10 protein-coding genes are annotated in these 15697 nt (G+C 71.5%); 3 read left to right on the forward strand and 7 right to left on the reverse strand.

Features of this window, described 5'->3' with window-relative positions:
- Positions 1 to 440: 440 nt before the first annotated feature.
- From ABZ570_RS16640 to ABZ570_RS16650, 3 genes are all read left to right on the forward strand, one after another.
- Positions 441 to 1613, forward strand: a complete 1173-nt coding sequence (locus tag ABZ570_RS16640) for a cytochrome P450 (RefSeq protein ID WP_358063511.1) — start codon at positions 441 to 443, stop codon at positions 1611 to 1613.
- Entirely contained in the window at positions 1613 to 2674 is a 1062-nt protein-coding gene (locus tag ABZ570_RS16645; RefSeq protein ID WP_358063514.1) for a hypothetical protein, read from the forward strand. The genes ABZ570_RS16640 and ABZ570_RS16645 overlap by 1 nt, the downstream gene beginning before the upstream one ends.
- A gap of 126 nt (positions 2675 to 2800) precedes the next feature.
- Entirely contained in the window at positions 2801 to 3358 is a 558-nt protein-coding gene (locus ABZ570_RS16650; protein WP_358063517.1) for a flavin reductase family protein, read from the forward strand.
- Positions 3359 to 3452: 94 nt separating this feature from the next.
- Here ABZ570_RS16650 and ABZ570_RS16655 read toward each other — a convergent pair whose 3' ends face one another.
- From ABZ570_RS16655 to ABZ570_RS16685, 7 genes are all read right to left on the reverse strand, one after another.
- Positions 3453 to 4979, reverse strand: coding sequence for an MFS transporter (locus tag ABZ570_RS16655; RefSeq protein ID WP_358063520.1), 1527 nt, complete (start codon positions 4977 to 4979; stop codon positions 3453 to 3455).
- Positions 4976 to 5881 carry an SDR family oxidoreductase gene (locus ABZ570_RS16660; protein ID WP_358063523.1) on the reverse strand — a complete coding sequence of 302 codons (906 nt, stop codon included), beginning with the start codon at positions 5879 to 5881 and terminating at the stop codon, positions 4976 to 4978. The genes ABZ570_RS16655 and ABZ570_RS16660 overlap by 4 nt, the downstream gene beginning before the upstream one ends.
- Before the next feature lie 208 nt (positions 5882 to 6089).
- Positions 6090 to 6746, reverse strand: coding sequence for a winged helix-turn-helix transcriptional regulator (locus ABZ570_RS16665; RefSeq protein ID WP_358063526.1), 657 nt, complete (start codon positions 6744 to 6746; stop codon positions 6090 to 6092).
- Positions 6747 to 6817: 71 nt separating this feature from the next.
- Positions 6818 to 7270 (reverse strand): acyl-CoA thioesterase, encoded by a 453-nt coding sequence (locus ABZ570_RS16670; protein WP_358063529.1) that lies wholly within the window; start codon positions 7268 to 7270, stop codon positions 6818 to 6820.
- Position 7271: 1 nt separating this feature from the next.
- The gene (locus ABZ570_RS16675; RefSeq protein ID WP_358063532.1) at positions 7272 to 12833 is read right to left on the reverse strand and encodes an SDR family NAD(P)-dependent oxidoreductase; all 5562 of its coding nucleotides are present in this window, start codon (positions 12831 to 12833) and stop codon (positions 7272 to 7274) included.
- Entirely contained in the window at positions 12830 to 13798 is a 969-nt protein-coding gene (locus ABZ570_RS16680; RefSeq protein WP_358063535.1) for an enediyne biosynthesis protein UnbU, read from the reverse strand. Before ABZ570_RS16680 ends, ABZ570_RS16675 begins: the two co-directional genes overlap by 4 nt.
- Positions 13795 to 15678 carry a VCBS repeat-containing protein gene (locus tag ABZ570_RS16685; protein WP_358063538.1) on the reverse strand — a complete coding sequence of 628 codons (1884 nt, stop codon included), beginning with the start codon at positions 15676 to 15678 and terminating at the stop codon, positions 13795 to 13797. Before ABZ570_RS16685 ends, ABZ570_RS16680 begins: the two co-directional genes overlap by 4 nt.
- Positions 15679 to 15697 lie beyond the last annotated feature (19 nt).

The following is a 15697-nucleotide window of genomic DNA, read 5'->3' on the forward strand; positions in this document are numbered from 1 at the left end:
CCGCCCGGCGGCATTGAATTCAGCACGGCGATCAATATTGCCTCACCGTAGCGCCCGTTTCGATGAATCGATGAATTCTTGCAGCCCGCGAACAGGGCTCTTTCTGAGCGCTGCGACGTAACGCAATTCTTTTATTCCACTGAAAGATCTTTCACCGCGCTTGCCGGCAATTCCTGCGATAGCGAGACTCGGTGCAGGGGTAGGGAGCGTCGGAATGTAACCACCGGTCTCGCCAGCGCTTCGTGCTCAGCCGGCCGGTTCCGGGCTTTCCGCACCTGTAAGAAGCCAGAGCAGAAAGGGGAACCGCCATGCGTTACCTGCACTGAGATCGCTGAGCACGCGGGCCGAGATCGCGCGACTGGTGTCGGCGGCTTGGCCCGCCTGCCCGCGTCGCCGGACCGGCGACGCCAAATCGGATCACATCGGAAAGGCAGGTCGCGGTGGCCGACGAACTCTTCAACCCGCTCGACCCGGAGGTCATCCGGGACCCCTACCCCATCTACCGGGCGCTGCGTGAATCCGACCCGGTGCACTGGCACGAACAACTCGGCGCGTGGATTCTGACCCGGCACGCCGACTGCACGCAGGTGCTGAAGAACCCGGACATCTTCGCGGCGGACTTCCGCAAGGTAGGCATCCCCACCCCCGGGCCGCTGCTGAGCCTGCAGACGCTGGACCCGCCGGACCAGACCCCGCTGCGGCATTTCGCAGTGGATGCGCTGCGTCGTCAAGACCTGCGGGCGCTGGAGCAGGAGGCGGCAGCCCGAGCCGAGTCGCTGCTCGACGGGCTCGCCGATCGGGACACCATCGACTTCGTCACGGACTTCGCGACACCGTTCACGCTGGGCACCATCTCGCACTTGGTCGGCATGCCGCCGCCGGAGGCTGACGAGGAATGGCGCCGGCACAACGACCGGCTGCACCGCAGCATGGACGCCGGCCTGGACCCGGACAGCGAGGAGGCTGGGCTCGCGGCTCGGCAGCACTTCAGCGACTACGTCGCCCGCTGGCTGGCCCGCCGCCCGGAGACCGGGATCAGCGGCTACGTCGCCGCCAACCGAGAAGGGCTGGACTACGCCGACGAGGTCCTGTTCAACTCGCTACGTGCGTTCTGGCACGCCGGGTTCGAGGTGCCCGCCCGGTTCCTCGGCAACGCGCTGATGACCTTGCAGCAGTACCCGGAGGTGGTCAACGAGCTGTCGGGGGCCCACGTCGACACCGCGGTCGAGGAGCTGGTGCGCTTCAGCGGGCCGGTGCACGTGGTCAGCCGCGCGGCGACCGAGGATGTCACGATCGCCGGACGGACGGTGCACCGCGGCGACATGGTGGTGGTCGTGCTGGCCGCCGCCAACCGGGACCCGGAGCGGTTCACCGATCCGGAGACGCTGGATCTGACGCGCGACCCGAACCCGCACCTGGGCTTCGGCCGCGGCACGCACTCCTGCCTGGGCAACGTGGTGGCTCGGATCGAGGCCAGGGTGGCGCTGCGGGCCCTGCTGACCCGGTATCCGCGGCTGGCGGTGCTCGGGTCCGAGCGGTTCCTCAACGCGACCCTACACGGTCACTCCCGGATCGAAGTGCGCCTGAGCGGCGCCCCGGCGCTGGCGCACTGATGTCCGCCGTCCCGTACGTGGTGCTCGCCTGGCCGATCCGCTCTGCCGCACCCAGGTTCGGTCCCTCGGCCTGCCAGTTGTGGGCCGAGGCCGAGGAGGGATTGGCGGCGTTGCGCGACACTCTGGCGACCACCGGAGACGGTGAGCGGGTGAGCAAGGGATTCCTGCACGCCACGGAGCGGCTGGGTTCGCTGAGCCGGCGGCTGCAGGCCGTCGCCGGCGTCGCGGACGTCGCGGCGCTGCCTCCGCCGGTTCGGGTGCACTCCGACTACTTCCGCATCCGGCACGCGGAGCTCACCCCCGAACAGCATGCCGCCCAGGTCGCGGCGGTGCTCCACCGCACCGTCGCGGACCTGCGCTTCGGCATGCTCGACATCAACGATGTGCGGGCGGAGCTGGCGGGCGCCCTGCTGATCCTGGCCGCGCTACGCCCGGCACCCACCGCAACGGACGACCGGCCTCGGATGGAGCCCGAGTGGTTCGACCCGGACGGCGACTGGATGGACCGCTGGCTGCTGGTCCATCACTGCTACTTCCTGTTCAACCTGCACGCCGCCGCCGAGCTGGACCGGGCGGCACGGGCCGTACGGGACGAGCCGGCGGTCGCGGTTGAGGCCCTGAACCGCGCCGCGGTCCTGGTCCACGCGTTCACCGCAGCGATGCTGCACTCGGCCGCCATGCCCTCGGAATACTACGAGGAGATGGTCCGACCGACCATGGCGCCACCGCGGGTTGCGATCAACCTGACCGGCGCCATGCAGCCTGAGCACCGCATCTACCGGTCGGCGCTGAGGCGCCTGCTGGCCGTGCTGGACGCTCCGTATCCGGACCTGGCTTCGGCGAATCCGGCCCTTGCCGCTGCTCGCGACGGCCTGCTCGGCGCCGACCTGCTGGATCTGGAGCGTCACGTCAGCGTTGCGGCGGTGCTGGTGGGCAGCGGCCAGTCGCTTATGCAGAGAAGCGCCGCGGGCAATGCGATCGGCACGCTGCGCGAGATGCGCCACATCCGCGCCCTCGCCTATCGGGATCTGCTGGAGTTCGGGGAGTGCTGGCTCACCTGACCCGTCGTTCCATTCCAGACATCTGACGAAATGGAGATGAGTGTGACGACAACTACGCCCCCGATCGCCGGCCGTGACGCGCGGTCAGGTTTGGAGATCGACCCCGCAGCCTGGGGAAAGCCGGCGGTGTACCAGCTCATCACCTCGCTGGTGGTGCCCCGACCGATCGCCTGGATATCCACGGTAGACCTCGCGGGAAGGCGCAACCTTGCACCGTACTCGTACTTCACGCTGGTTGCCGACCATCCGCCACACGTGGCGTTCAGTTCGATCGGCGAGAAGGACACGCTTCGCAACATCCGGGCCACGGGTGAGTTCGTGGTCAACGTGGCGGATCAGCGGCTGCTGAAGCAGCTGGACCGCTCGGCCGAACACTTCGGGCCGGGTCAGGACGAGTTCCTCGAGGCGGGCGTCACGGCGGTGCCCGCGCTGCGGGTACGCCCCAACCGGGTGGCCGAGGCACCGGCCCATCTCGAGTGCGAACTGGTCGACGTGTACCCGGTGGGCAACGGCAACCTGGTGGTGGGCCGGGTGGTGCACGTGCAGGTCGACCCGCGGGTGTGGCGTGATGGCCGGGCGGACAGCCGGCTGCTGGACCCGGTCCTGCGGCTGTCGCGGTGCTACGGGCGGCTCAGCCCGGAGGTCACGCCTGAGGAGGAACCGGCACCACACGTCTTCGAATGACGGCCCCGGCGCCTGGCATTCGCCGGACGCCTCCCATATTGGATGACGAGGGGCGGCTCCGCAAAGGCGGAGCCGCCCTTCGCTGGTGACCGGCTTACGGGGCGGACTGCTCAGCCGGCGCCATCGGCGCCGCCGGGGTGCGGCGCAAGGCGAGCACCGCGACCGCCACGATCGCGGGCAGGACCAGGGCGGCCAGGAAGCCGGCCCGGAACCCGTCGGTCAACGCCTCGGCGGAATCGGGACCGCCGGAGGCGGTGGTGACCCGTACCGCGATCAGATTGATGACGGCCAGGGCGATCACGCCGCCGATCTGCTGGGACGTGGACAGCAGCCCGGAGGCCAGGCCCTGCCGGGCGGGCTCGACGCCGGTGCTGGCCACGAACATCGCGGGTGCGAAGCCGAGGCCGCCGCCGATACCGAAGACCACCAGCGCCGGGGCGACGTGCAGCAGGTAGTTGCCGTCGGCCGGGGCCAGCGCCAGCATGACCAGGCCGATCGCGTTGAGGCCGCCGGAGATCAGCAGCACGGTGTGCACCCCGAACTTGCTGACGAGCGCGCCGGACCTCAGCGCGGCCACGGTGATCAGCGCGGAGACCGGGGCGAACGTCAGGCCGGCAGCCAGCGACCCGGCGCCCATCACGCGCTGCATGAGCAGGGCAGCGAAGAAGATCGTCGCGAGCGTGACACCCGAGGCGGCGAAGCAGATCACGTTACCGAGGCTGACGTTGCGGTTGCGGAACAGCTCCAGTGGCACGATCGGCTCGCTCACCTTCCGTTCGACCAGCCAGAAGACGGCCAGCATGAGCAGGGCGGCCACGCCGATCAGCAGGACGCCCGCGGTGTAGCCGCCCGCGGCTGCCTGGGACGCGGTAAGGACCAGCAGGATCATGCCGCCGGTCAGCAATGCGGCGCCGGCGAGGTCGGCGCGGCCGGCGGCCCGGCGTGGCCGCTCGGTCACGTGACGTAGCACAGCCCAGACGACGACAACGGCGAAGGGAACGTTGACGAGGAAGATCAGCCGCCACGAGCCGAGTCCGGTGAACAGGCCGCCGAGCAGCTGGCCGACGGCGCCGCCGCCGGCCGAGACGGCACCCCACACGCCCAGCGCACGAGCCTTGGCGGCACCCTCGGAGAACGTGACCATGAGGATGGACAGGGCGGCCGGGGAAACCATCGCGGCGCCGAGGCCCTGCACGCCGCGCGCGACGAACAGCACCCAACCGGTGTCGGTGAGGCCGCAGGCCAGCGAGCCGACCGCGAAGACAAGCACGCCGGTCAGCAGCATCACCTTGGAGCCGAGCAGGTCGGCCAGGCGGCCGGCGACGACCAGGAATCCGCCGAAGCCGATGGAGTAGGCAGTGCCGATCCACAGCAGGTACGCGGCCGAGATGTCCAGGTCACGTTGCATGGTCGGCAGCGCGACTGCGACCACCGCGACATCCAGGATCAGCATGAACTGCGCCAGGCACAGGACGGCCAGCAGGGCTCGGCTGCCCCGGCTTCGTCCGCTCACGCCGGCGGCGGTGTCCGGCGGGCTGGCGGCGGTGTCCGGCGGGCCAGCGGGTGCCTCGCCGTCGGCATCGGACGGGCTGGCCGAATGCTTTGGCGCCTCAATGCTCATCGGTAGTCCTCCGGGTCGAATTCCGTGGCGTTGTCGGCAAGCACGGTGGCGCGGAACGCACCCCAGTCGGGACGGGATCCGTCCACATCGGTGAAGTCGTACTCGTGAGCCAGTTGCCACGAGGACAGCGTCTTGCCGTTCCAGCGGTGCACGTCGGGGTCGGCGGCCAGGGCGGCGACGGCGCGCCCGACGTAGTGCGGAGTCTCCGAGATGCCGAAGTGTGGGTCCTTGGCCGCGGCGTCGCGCCAGTTCTGCTCGGTGACGCCGAAGCCTTCGAGCATCGCCTCGGAGCGCAGGAAGCCGGGGGTGAGCGCGAGCGCGGTCACGCCGTGCTTACCGAGATCCTCGCCGAGCACCCGGCCGAGCCGGCGGATGCCGGCCTTGACCACGTCGTAGAAGAGTGATCCGTAGTAGTCGTCACGGTCGCCGTCGGTGATCTCGATGATGAGGCCCTGCGCCGCGATGACCAGTGGAGTCAGCCGATGCAGGGCGATCAGATGGCTGCGCATGCCGTTGTCCCAGGCGGTGAGCGACCGCTCCAGGTCGTGCTCCCAGAACGGCTTACCCCACTCGACGAAGGGGTCGCCGCCCCACACGTCGTTCACCAGCACGTCGATGCGACCGGCCGCGTCGGCCTCGAGTCGCTCGCGCAGCGATTCCACATCGGATTGAGAGGTGAAGTCGCAGCGGATCGCGATCCCTTCACCGCCTGCCTTAGTGACCAGGTCGGCGGTCTCCTCGATGGTCTCTGGTCGACCCATCGGCGAAGCCGTGTCGCGGCTGGTGCGTCCGCAGGCGAACACCGTGGTGCCACGCGCGCCGAGCTCCACTGCGATGCCGCGCCCCGCACCCCTGGTGGCCCCGGCGACGACGGCGACCTTTCCGGCAAGGGAGTTGCCCACCCAACCCTCCTGAGTTGTCTGTGGCAGCGCCCGGCGACGTGCGGCAGCGCGCCGAGAGGCACGGACACCACCCCGACCGGACCCAACGCATGGTTAAGATTCGTATACGCAGTCAACCACAGAGAGCCAGCGAGGTGAAGCAGGACTGTCACTCGCCGAAAGGATGACGCAGCGGACGGTCAGGAACGGCCAGGCCGGGCCGGGTGGTTCAGACGTCGAGACCGATGAGCTCGATGCATCGGACGATCGCGTCGGGATCGCCGTCGAGTTTGATGCGGCCGGTGACGACGGCCTGGAACGGTGTCAGCATTCGGCTACCGATCTGTACGAACGTGGCGGCGTCGCTGGTCACCGTGATGGCCGGATCGTCGGCCGGACCACGCCGGGCAGTCGAGGCCCCATCGTCCACCTCGATGTGGAACACCTCCGCGTCCACCCGGAACTCGTAGCGCTCGGTGACGTCGGGCACTGGACGCCCGACCAGCATCGCCTGGACCGCGAGGAACCCCCAGGAGGCGCGACTCACGCCGAACTCGGCCTGGTCGGCGGTCAGGAACTGCAGGCCCCAGCGGGCGAGGTCGAGAACAGGTCCGCGCAGCGACTCACCTGTCGGAGTCAGCTGATACAGACGCCCACGGCCGTCGCCGGGAACCGGGCAGTGCTCGACCACGCCACGCATGCCGAGTGCGCGCAGGCGCTCGGAGAGCAGATTGGGGCCCATGCCCGGCAGGTTCTCCAGCAACTCGTTGAACCGAGCGGGGCCGATCAGTAGTTCGCGCACGATCAACAGGGTCCAGCGCTCGCCTATCACGTCGAGCGCCGCGGCAAGGCCGCAAAGCTGTCCGTACTGCCGCCTTTCAGTCATGTTGACGTCCTCAGGACAGGTGGGTGACCACTGCGGGTGGGGCACCACAACAATGCCACTCTCGCTTACCTTTACGCCAGCGACCGGTCAGGTGACCGGCGCCCCTCGGCCGACCAGCCGTACTCGTCGAGCGCCGCGGCGAGCTCCGCCGGGACGGGGGTGGCCACCAGGCGCTCGCCGGAGCGCGCCATGCACGCCACCGTCTGCCGCCCGGCGCCCACGATCGCGTCGCCCCGCCGGAACCGGAAGTCCATCTCGATCCGGTTGCCGCCCCGCCCGGCGAGGGTCATCTCGACCTCGACGTGGTCCATCGCGTAGCACTCGGCGAAGTAGTCCATCGCGCAGGACACGGTCACCAGGGCGAGCTCGCCGGTGGCCACGGCCGCGAGCACGCCGGGCGCGTGATCGGCGAGGAACCGTTCTCGGCAGTGCCCCTGCCAGTGCAGGTAATGGGCGAAGTAGACGTTGCCCACCAGATTGGTCTCGTCGAAGGTGACCAGGTGGCGGTACAGGTAGACGCGCATGTCAGCCCACCCCGTGCCCGACGGCGACCGCGACGGTGATCGGCTCCGGCAGCCTGTCGACCGGCACCCGCGCGGTCAGGACCTGGGTGCCGTTGCGGCGCAGCACGACGACGCCGTGGTCGGCGACCTGCTCGATACGCAACGGGAGACCAGCACCGGGCAGGGCGGCCTCGGCCACCCGGACCCGGTCGAGCGCGTGCTCCACCGCCTCGCCGGTCTTGCTGCCCAGTTCCTCGGCGAGGTCCATGATCGTGTGGTCGGCCGGCGGGAGGGGCGCCGAGCCGTCGATCCAGGCCAGTCCCACCGGCCTCGGGGACAGCGCGGTGAGCGTCAGCCGGTCGCTGCGCCGCTCGGTGACCGTGACGCCACGGACTCCCGGGCGGGCAGCCAGGGCGGTCCTGCCGGGCGGCCCGGAGGCCAGATCGACGTCGTCGGTGAGGCCGCACTCGATGAGTCGCCGGGTGAGGAACGGCCCCAGCGCGGACAGCGGCAGCGCGGCCACTCCGGATGGCCCGACGGCGCGCAGGCGCAGTCCGGTCCAGCACGCGGCAGGCTTCCCGTCGGAGTCGGACACGAGGACGTCGAACACGTACTCGTCGCTGGTGTGCTCTCGTTCCACGGCGTCGACGCGTACCAGGCCCTCCGGCCGGCGCCAGACAGTGAACCGCTCCACCGCCACCGGCAGGGCGCGGCGGTGCGGCACACAGGCCAGCAACGCGTGGATGCTCGCGTCGTGCATCCCCGGATCACCGAGCAGCAGCGTGTCCCCGTGGAAGGCGGAGAACCAGTCCGACGCGGGCCGCGCGTCGACCGTGGCGCTCACCTCGAAGGCCGACAGCCATCGGTAGTCCAGCACCCGGCAGAACCGTCCCCGATGGAACAGCAGCGATCCGTAGAAGGGGTGCAGGTGGCCGTCGGGGTACGAGGAGTCTGATTCAGCCCCCCTCTGCTGCTCCACCGCCGGTGGCACGGTCTGGTCGACGACACCTCGGAACCTGACTGTGGCATGGCCGTCGCTGTCGTCGCGCACACACACCTCGATGTCGCCGCCGGTGGTGGCGAGGGCGGCGGTGCGGATCGTGCGGGTCGACCGTTCGGGCACGGTGATCGGAGCGTGGAACGCGACGTCGCGCACCGACCACTGGTCGCGTTGCCCGCGCAGGGTGGTGGCGGCCTGCACCATGGCCTCGAGACCGAGCACGGCGGGCAGGACGGGTGTGCCGTCGATCCGGTGGTCGTCGAGGTACGGGTCGGCGCCGATGGACAGCGAACTGTCCAGGGCTGTTTCCACCGCGGGCAGCAGGTCGTGCCGGTTCTCGGTGAAGCGCAGCCCGGGCACCGGCTCCGGATCGTCGGTCACGAACGCCGGTACCCGCGGGAAGCGGCCGGTGACGAGTACGGCCAGCGGGGTCTGCGGGTCGCCGAGCAGGTCCTGCAGGGCGGCGTTGCCGGCGTCCGGGTCGATCGGGGTGACGCCGGCGTGGCGCAGCGACTCCAGCGCGCCCAGGCGTACGCCCATCCCGTGGCCGTCCCAGACCGACCACTCCAGGACGTGGGTGCGGCAGCGCGGATGGTCCACGGCCCACTGTTCCAGCTCGGCGCGCATCCAGTCGTTGGCCACGCAGTACTCGGACTGGCCGGCGAGGCCGGTACGGCCGATGATCGACCCGTAGGCGACGACCACCTTCAGCCGGTCACCGGCCGCGGCGAGCACGTTGCGCAGCCCGTCGACCTTCGGGGCGAGGGTGCGGGCCAGGCCGGCCGCGTCGGTCTCGGCCATCGGGCGCGGAGCGTTGGCCGCGGCGCCGTGGATCACGCCCGCCACGGTGCCCCAGGCGCTGGCCGCCTCGACTGCGGCGGTCACCGCGCGCGGGTCGGTGACGTCGCAGCTGAGATAGTGGGCTGGGACCCGGGTACGCAGCTCGGCGAGGGCGTCGCGCACGGCCGGTTCGGTGGCGGCGGTGCGGCCCAGGATGACCAGGGTGCATCCGGTGCTGGCCGCCACGGCGGCGGCGGAACTGGCCGTGATGCCGCGCAGGCCGCCAGTGACGAGCAGCACGTCGGCGGCGGTGAGGAGCGCCGGGGCAGCCGGAGACGGTGTCCAGGGCCTGGTCCGGACGCGTTCGGCGGTGCCGTCCTCGGCGACCCGCACCTCCCGGTAGCCGCCGGGAGCGCACAGCCGCAGGTCGGCCAGCGGTCGGCCGGACGGGGTCCGGACGACGGTGACGGCGCAGCCGGGGATCTCGGCGACCGCGCTGCGGGCCAGGGCCTCGGCGGCCGGGTGCCCGTGGTGCACGACCAGCAGTCGGTCAGGACCGTGTTCGGCGATCAGGCGCAATACGTCGGCGACCTCGTCCGGGGTGGCCGCCGCGTTCGCCAGCGCGATCGCGAGCCCGCGTACGGCGGCGCCGGGCGCTGGCCGGCAGAGGGCGGCGAGCCAGTGCCCGTCCGGGGCGCGTACCTGCCAGTCGACGCCGGTGGGCTCGGTGCCGGGTGCCAGGGACACCCACTCGTGGACGAAGGCGCGGACCTCGGGCCGGACGCCGTGCACCCGCTCCCCCGCACCGTCTTCGGCGGGCAGGTCGAGGAGCAGCTCGGCGGTCTCGGCGACAGTCGCGGTGGTGAAGTAGGCGCTGCCGGACGGGGTGGCGCGGCCGAGCAGCCGGGCGGCGTCGGCGACTATCTGGACCACCTGCAGGGAACTGAGGTGCAGGTCGGCCAGCAGCCGGGCGTCCGGGCGGATGGCGCCGACCGGCAGCTCCAGCAGCCCGGCGAGGCGGGCCCTGAGGAGGTCGAGTGGGTCGGTGTCGGCGGCCGCGGCGGGTGGCTCGTCGACGCGGACCGGTGCCGCGGCGGGTGCCGGGCGGAGCAGCTCGTTGTCGGTGTCGGGCAGCGCCTCGCAGGGGTTCTCCAGCAAGGTGACCGGAGCACCGGCGGCGAGCCACCGATGGCCCCTGCCGGCGAAGAACGGCGCCGGGTCGGCGGCGCCGGCCGCGGTGAGCGCGGCGGTGGCGAAGGCGTGCCGGCGTGGGTCGCCGCCGCAGTCCATGCTCACCACCGGCAACTGCGCCGCACCGGCCGCGACCAGCCCGCTGAGGATGACGCCCGGCCCGGCCTCGACGAGCAGGTCGCAGCGGGTGGCGAGCTCGGCTACAGCGGCGTGGAAGCGCACCGGCGCGGTCAGCTGTTCCACCAGGAGCCCGGGCAGATCGTCGGCGGTGGTGAGCGGCCGGCCGGTCGTGGTGGAGACCACCGTGCCGGTGGGGGCCCGGAACTCGACGGCAGCGAGGACCTGTCGGAACGCCCGAGCCGCGGGTGCCATGGCGGGACTGTGGAAGCCGTGCGACACGGCCAGTTCGACGCCGGTGATCCCCGCCTGTCGGGCCCGGGCCAGCACGGCCCGCACGTCGGTGACGGGGCCGGAGATCGTGGTCTGCTGGGGGGCGTTCCAGCCCGAGACCACGGCTCCGGTGCCGCGCAGCAACTCCTCGGCTCGCTCGCTGTTGGTGGCCAGTCCGGCCATCGTGGTGTCCGGCCTGCCGTGCTCGTCCATGACGCGGCCGCGGTCCACGGCTAGGGCGAGGCCCTGCGCGGGGGTGAGCGCACCGGACCACACCAGAGCGCTGATCTCGCCGAGGCTGTGCCCGGTCGCGGCGCTCGGGTGGCAGCCGATGGCATCCAGCCAGGCCAGCGCGGCCAGGCTCTGCCGTACGACGGCGGGCTGTGCGGACCGGGTGCGGGTGTCGCCGTCGGTGATCCCGGCGTCGGCCGGAAGCGGCGGGACCGGCAGGTCGTCCGCCCACCAGGGCAGCCGGGTACGCACCGGTGCGGCCTGGCCGGGCAGCAGCAGGCCGACGCGGGCGGGCGGCCCGGAGGCGACCGCAGCGCCCCGCGCTTCGTCCAGTGCCAGCCGGCCCGGCAGGTCGAGCAGTTCGCGCGCCCGGACGGCGGCGTCGGCCAGCCCGTCCGGGGTGGCGGCGACCAGCGCCGCGCGGACCGCACCGGTGGCGCCGGCGTGGTACTGGGTGCACGCCAGGTCGTGCAGTTCAGCCATGCTGAGCTGCGGCGCCTGCTCGGCCAGGGCGCCGAGCCGCGCGGCGAGTTCGGTCTTGTCGGAACCGACGAGCAGCACGATCTCGTGCCGCGGCGCAGGGACCGACCAGCGGGCCGGCACGACGGCCGGCCGGGCGTCGCCGCCGGTGAGCACGACGTGGGTGTTGATGCCGCCGAAGCCCATCGACGACAGTGCCGCGTTGCGCCGGCCGGTGGCCCATCCCTCGGGCTCGTCGAGCAGACGCAGCGGAGCGCCGTGAAGCAGGTCGTGGGGCTGTTCGCAGCCGGTGGTGGGCGGCAGGACACCGTGGTGCACGGCGAGGGCGGCCTTGATGAAACCGGCCACGCCGGCGGCGGCCTTGGTATGACCGATGTTGGCCTTCACCGTGCCCAACGCGGCGGCCGGGGCGTTGCCTCGGGCTTCGCGCAGCGCCGCCAGCTCGACGGCGTCGCCGACGGCGGTGCCAGTGCCGTGCCCCTCGATCAGGCCGATGTCCGCAGGCGTGATCCCGGCCATCCGGTAGGCGCGGTGCATGGCCAGCACCTGCCCGGCGACGGCCGGCCGGGTGAGGCCACCCGAGCCGTCGGAGGACGTTCCCCAGCCGAGGATTTCGGCGTACACCCGCAGTCCCAGCTGCCGGGCTCGGTCGGCCCGCATCAGCGCGACGACCCCGCAACCCTCGCCGGGCAGAAAGCCGGTGGGGTGAGCGTCGTACACCCGCATCTCGTCGGTGGCCAGGGCACCCAGTCGGGCGAAGCCGACCAGTTCCAGCGGGTCGAGGCTGAGGTCAACGCCGCCGGCCAACGCCAGGTCCAGTTCGCCGTCGCGCAACGCCCGACAGGCCGTCATGATCGCCAGCAGACTGGAGGAGCAGGCGCCGTCGACGGTGTAGCCGGTGCCGTGGAAGTCGAAGTGGTTGCAGATGCGCCCGGCGATGGTGTTGGACAGCGACCCGGCCAGCGTCTCGTCGTTCGCTTCGGGGAAGACGCCGCGGACCAGGTCGTCGAGTTCGGCGAGCACGGCCTGTGCCAGCTGGTCGTCGGCGCCGGCGCGGCCCAGGGCGGCGCCGCAGGCCTGACGCAGAAACGGTAGCCGGGCCCGGACCGTCCAAGCCCGGCTGAACTCGCCAGTCAGGGAGTTGCCCAGCACCACGCCGACCTGGTCGCGGTCGATCCCCAGCGCGTCCAGGCCACCGTCAGCGAGGCCGGCGTCGGCGAGCGTGTCGGCGGCGACCTCCAGGGCGAGCCAGTGGCTCAGGTCGGCGGAGCGGAACAGCCGGCCCGGGATGCCGAAGCGCTCCCGGTCGAAATGCCAGTCGCGCAGCAGGCCCGCATGGGTGACGTAGGTGGCGTCCGGTTCCTGCGGCCCGCCGCGGTAGCCGGGGCCCAGTCGGCCCGGCGGCAGCAGGCGAAACCCGCGCCGCCGCCCGAGGACCGTCTGCCACAGCTCGCCCGGCCCGGTGGCGTCGGGATAGCGGCACCCCATCCCGACGACGGCGATGCTGGTCACGGCGACACCGCCGCGGCGGGCGCGGCGGTGGAGCGCCGCTCGCGCAGGGCCACGCCCAGCAGCACCAGACCGCGGACGGCGCAGGTGATGACCAGGGCGAAGAACAGGCCGAACGAGATACCGGACAGCACCAGAACGCCGTAGACGGCGGCGGCGGTGAAGCCGAAGACGATCTGGTTCCGCCGCCGGAAGGGGGTGGTGCCCGGGTCGGTGATCATGTAATTGGTGAACAGGATGAACGCCAGCCCGGTCATCGGCAGCAGGGCGCCGACCAGCGCGTGGTCGAAGACCAGCCACCGGATCAGCGCCTGGGCGACGAAGCCGCCGACCCAGGCGAGGATCAGCGGCATCCGGCCGGTGAGCTTGGCGTTGAGCATCGACCCGAGCATGAGTACACCGAGCGGGATCAGCCAGTCCACCCCGCCGCTGACGTTGTTGGTGAAGTGGTACGGCGGCGCGATACCCACCCAGGGGAACAGCACAAGGGTCGCCGCGATGCCGAAGTTGGACGGGTTGAGCACGTGCCGCAGCCGCCCGTTTAACCGGACCCGGATCAGGTACTTGCCGACGTTGGCAACCACCACGGCGAACAGGTACGGCCACAGCGACTGGTTGCCCCACAGCAGCATGGCGCAGGCCAGGCCGGCGATGTGTGCCGGGAGCAGGAACGTGACCAGGTTGTCGAAGCCACCGGCGTACTCGGGTTTCCGTTCGTGGTTCCAGCTGTCGAGCCGCTCCATGAGCAGGGCGACGGCGTAGCTGACCAGGGTGGTGACGACCGGGGTGATCGGCGCCTGCTCGAAGCCCAGGACCAGGTGACCGACGATGTTGAAAGCAGTGATCGACACGGCGAACCGGCGCAGCGCCTTCACCCGTGTCGGTACCGGTGGCCTCGCGGGTGCGGCGACGGCCGGCGCGGCCGGTTCCGCAGTCGTGGTGAGGGTGGGCACCGCTGTTGTTGTCATCGCCGTACCGCCGTTCCGTCGGAGTTGAGCTGAATGGTGTGCCGGCCCGGGGGCAGCGTCAGGGTGGCGCGCTTCACCTCGCCGCCGTGTCGCCAGGAGACGGTGACGGCCACGTCGCCGCCGGGGTGCGCGGTGTGCACCTCGCCCGCCGAGACACCGGCGTGGCCGTTGGCCGGGTAGAGCTGCGTACGCCGGACGCCCTCTGGATCCCCGACCTCGACGTGGGCGCCGACGGCGGGCCGGAAACCGGAGCCGGCCGGCTGTAGCAGACGCAGTCCCAGCGACTGGGTGGAGGGGCCCTGGTTGAGCAGCAGTCGGGAGTTCTCCCACTGGTTGGCGACCAGCGCGTCCAGCCGGCCGTCGCCGTTGACGTCGCCTAGGGCGAGGCCGCGGGAGACGTCGGGGGCGTCGATGCCGAGCGCTGCGGACATGTCGTGGTAGCGGCCGTCGCCGGTGCGAACCCAGAAGGGGTTGGGCTCGTGACCGGACAGGTCGTCGCCGGCCTGGAAGTCGGGCCAGGCCCAGGGGTGCCGCAGCAGGTCGTCGTTGCCCATGGCCAGTTCCTGCAGCAGTGGCCAGCGATTCCGCTCGCCCTTGAGGAATCCGGTGGCCTGGAGGAGTTCGTCCCTGCCGTCGTTGTCGAAGTCACCGGCCTTGACGTCCCAGCTCCAGCCGGATCGGGACAGCCCGAGCGGCTCGCTGCGATCCACGAACGGCGCCCGCCCGCGCAGCAGCTCGGCGCCGTCGCCGACCGGCGCGAACACGAAGTTGCTCTCGTGCAGCGCGTATTCACTGGTGATGTTGCTGACCACCATCATCGGCAGGCGTTGGCCGCGCTCGTACGTGAAGGCAATCCCCATACCCTTGAACGAGTCGCGGCCGAGCACCTTCGACTTGGGCATGGTGGCCGTGCGGTCGCCGAGGACGGCCTTCAGCCGGACGTCGCCGGGGCGGGAGTGGTTGACCAGCAGGTGGTCGGGACCGAAGTCGTTGCCGAGGTAGATCTCCGGCAGCAGGTCGCCGGTGAGGTCCTGCATGCCGACGGCCAGCGTCCAGGAGGTGGCGGCCCGGTCCGGGATGCGCTCACTGGCGTCAACGAGGGCGGGCATGGTATCCGCACCGGCCGGCCTGGCCAGCAGCAGCCGATTGCGCCCGGCGTTGGCGGCCAGCGCCATGGAGTGCTGCATCTGCAGGCGGGCGTCGGCGGGTGCGTCCGGATCGAGCACCCGTGCCTCGTCGGGGAAGTAGTTGGCGACGAAGACGTCGAGGTGCCCGTCGCCGTCGACGTCGGCCACGTTGAGGCCGGTCGAGTTCCACACCTGCATCGGCTGGACGAGCTCGGCAGCGCGGAAGGCGCCGGGCCGCGGGCCGGTGGGGCCGGCGGTGTTGAAGAACACGACCGGCGAACGGCCCCAGTAGTAGACGATGATGTCCTGGTCGCCGTCCTCGTCTAGGTCGGCGGGTACGCAGCCCATGGGGGCCATGGTGTGGTCGTAGCGCAGGCCGGTCGGGTGCAGCACGAGGGGCGGGTACGGGGTGCCGCCGCTGTGCGGGACCGGGGCGACCCGCACCGAGTCGTCGCGCGGGTCGACCAGGCACACGTCCGCGGGCCGGCCGAGGCCGCGCAGGTCGGCCAACCCCACGGCGGCGCCGACCGCCGAGATCCAGGACCGGATGCCGCCGTACGAGGCGGCGACCTGTCGGACGCTGCGGGCGCCCGGGGGCGCGGTGTTGAGGTCGTGCACCGCGAAGGCGAAACGGTCGGTAACGTCGTCGACGGCACCGCGCGTCGGCGTCGGTCGCATGGTCAGCAGCCCGACGACAAGGCAGACCGTCAGCCCGACAGCGGTGACAGCTGCGGACCGGAGCGTGCGCCCCATTCCTGTCCTCCCCACGTGG

The sequence above is a fragment of the Micromonospora sp. NPDC007271 genome (assembly GCF_040634005.1).
Lineage (GTDB): Bacteria > Actinomycetota > Actinomycetes > Mycobacteriales > Micromonosporaceae > Micromonospora.

Bases quoted from the DNA above. Each gene is read 5' to 3' on its own strand.
- ABZ570_RS16670 (WP_358063529.1), bottom strand. From the start codon at position 7,270: ATGCGCGTCTACCTGTACCGCCACCTGGTCACCTTCGACGAGACCAAT.
- ABZ570_RS16680 (WP_358063535.1), bottom strand. From the start codon at position 13,798: ATGACAACAACAGCGGTGCCCACCCTCACCACGACTGCGGAACCGGCC.
- ABZ570_RS16655 (WP_358063520.1), bottom strand. From the start codon at position 4,979: ATGAGCATTGAGGCGCCAAAGCATTCGGCCAGCCCGTCCGATGCCGAC.
- ABZ570_RS16645 (WP_358063514.1), top strand. From the start codon at position 1,613: ATGTCCGCCGTCCCGTACGTGGTGCTCGCCTGGCCGATCCGCTCTGCC.
- ABZ570_RS16665 (WP_358063526.1), bottom strand. From the start codon at position 6,746: ATGACTGAAAGGCGGCAGTACGGACAGCTTTGCGGCCTTGCCGCGGCG.
- ABZ570_RS16685 (WP_358063538.1), bottom strand. From the start codon at position 15,678: ATGGGGCGCACGCTCCGGTCCGCAGCTGTCACCGCTGTCGGGCTGACG.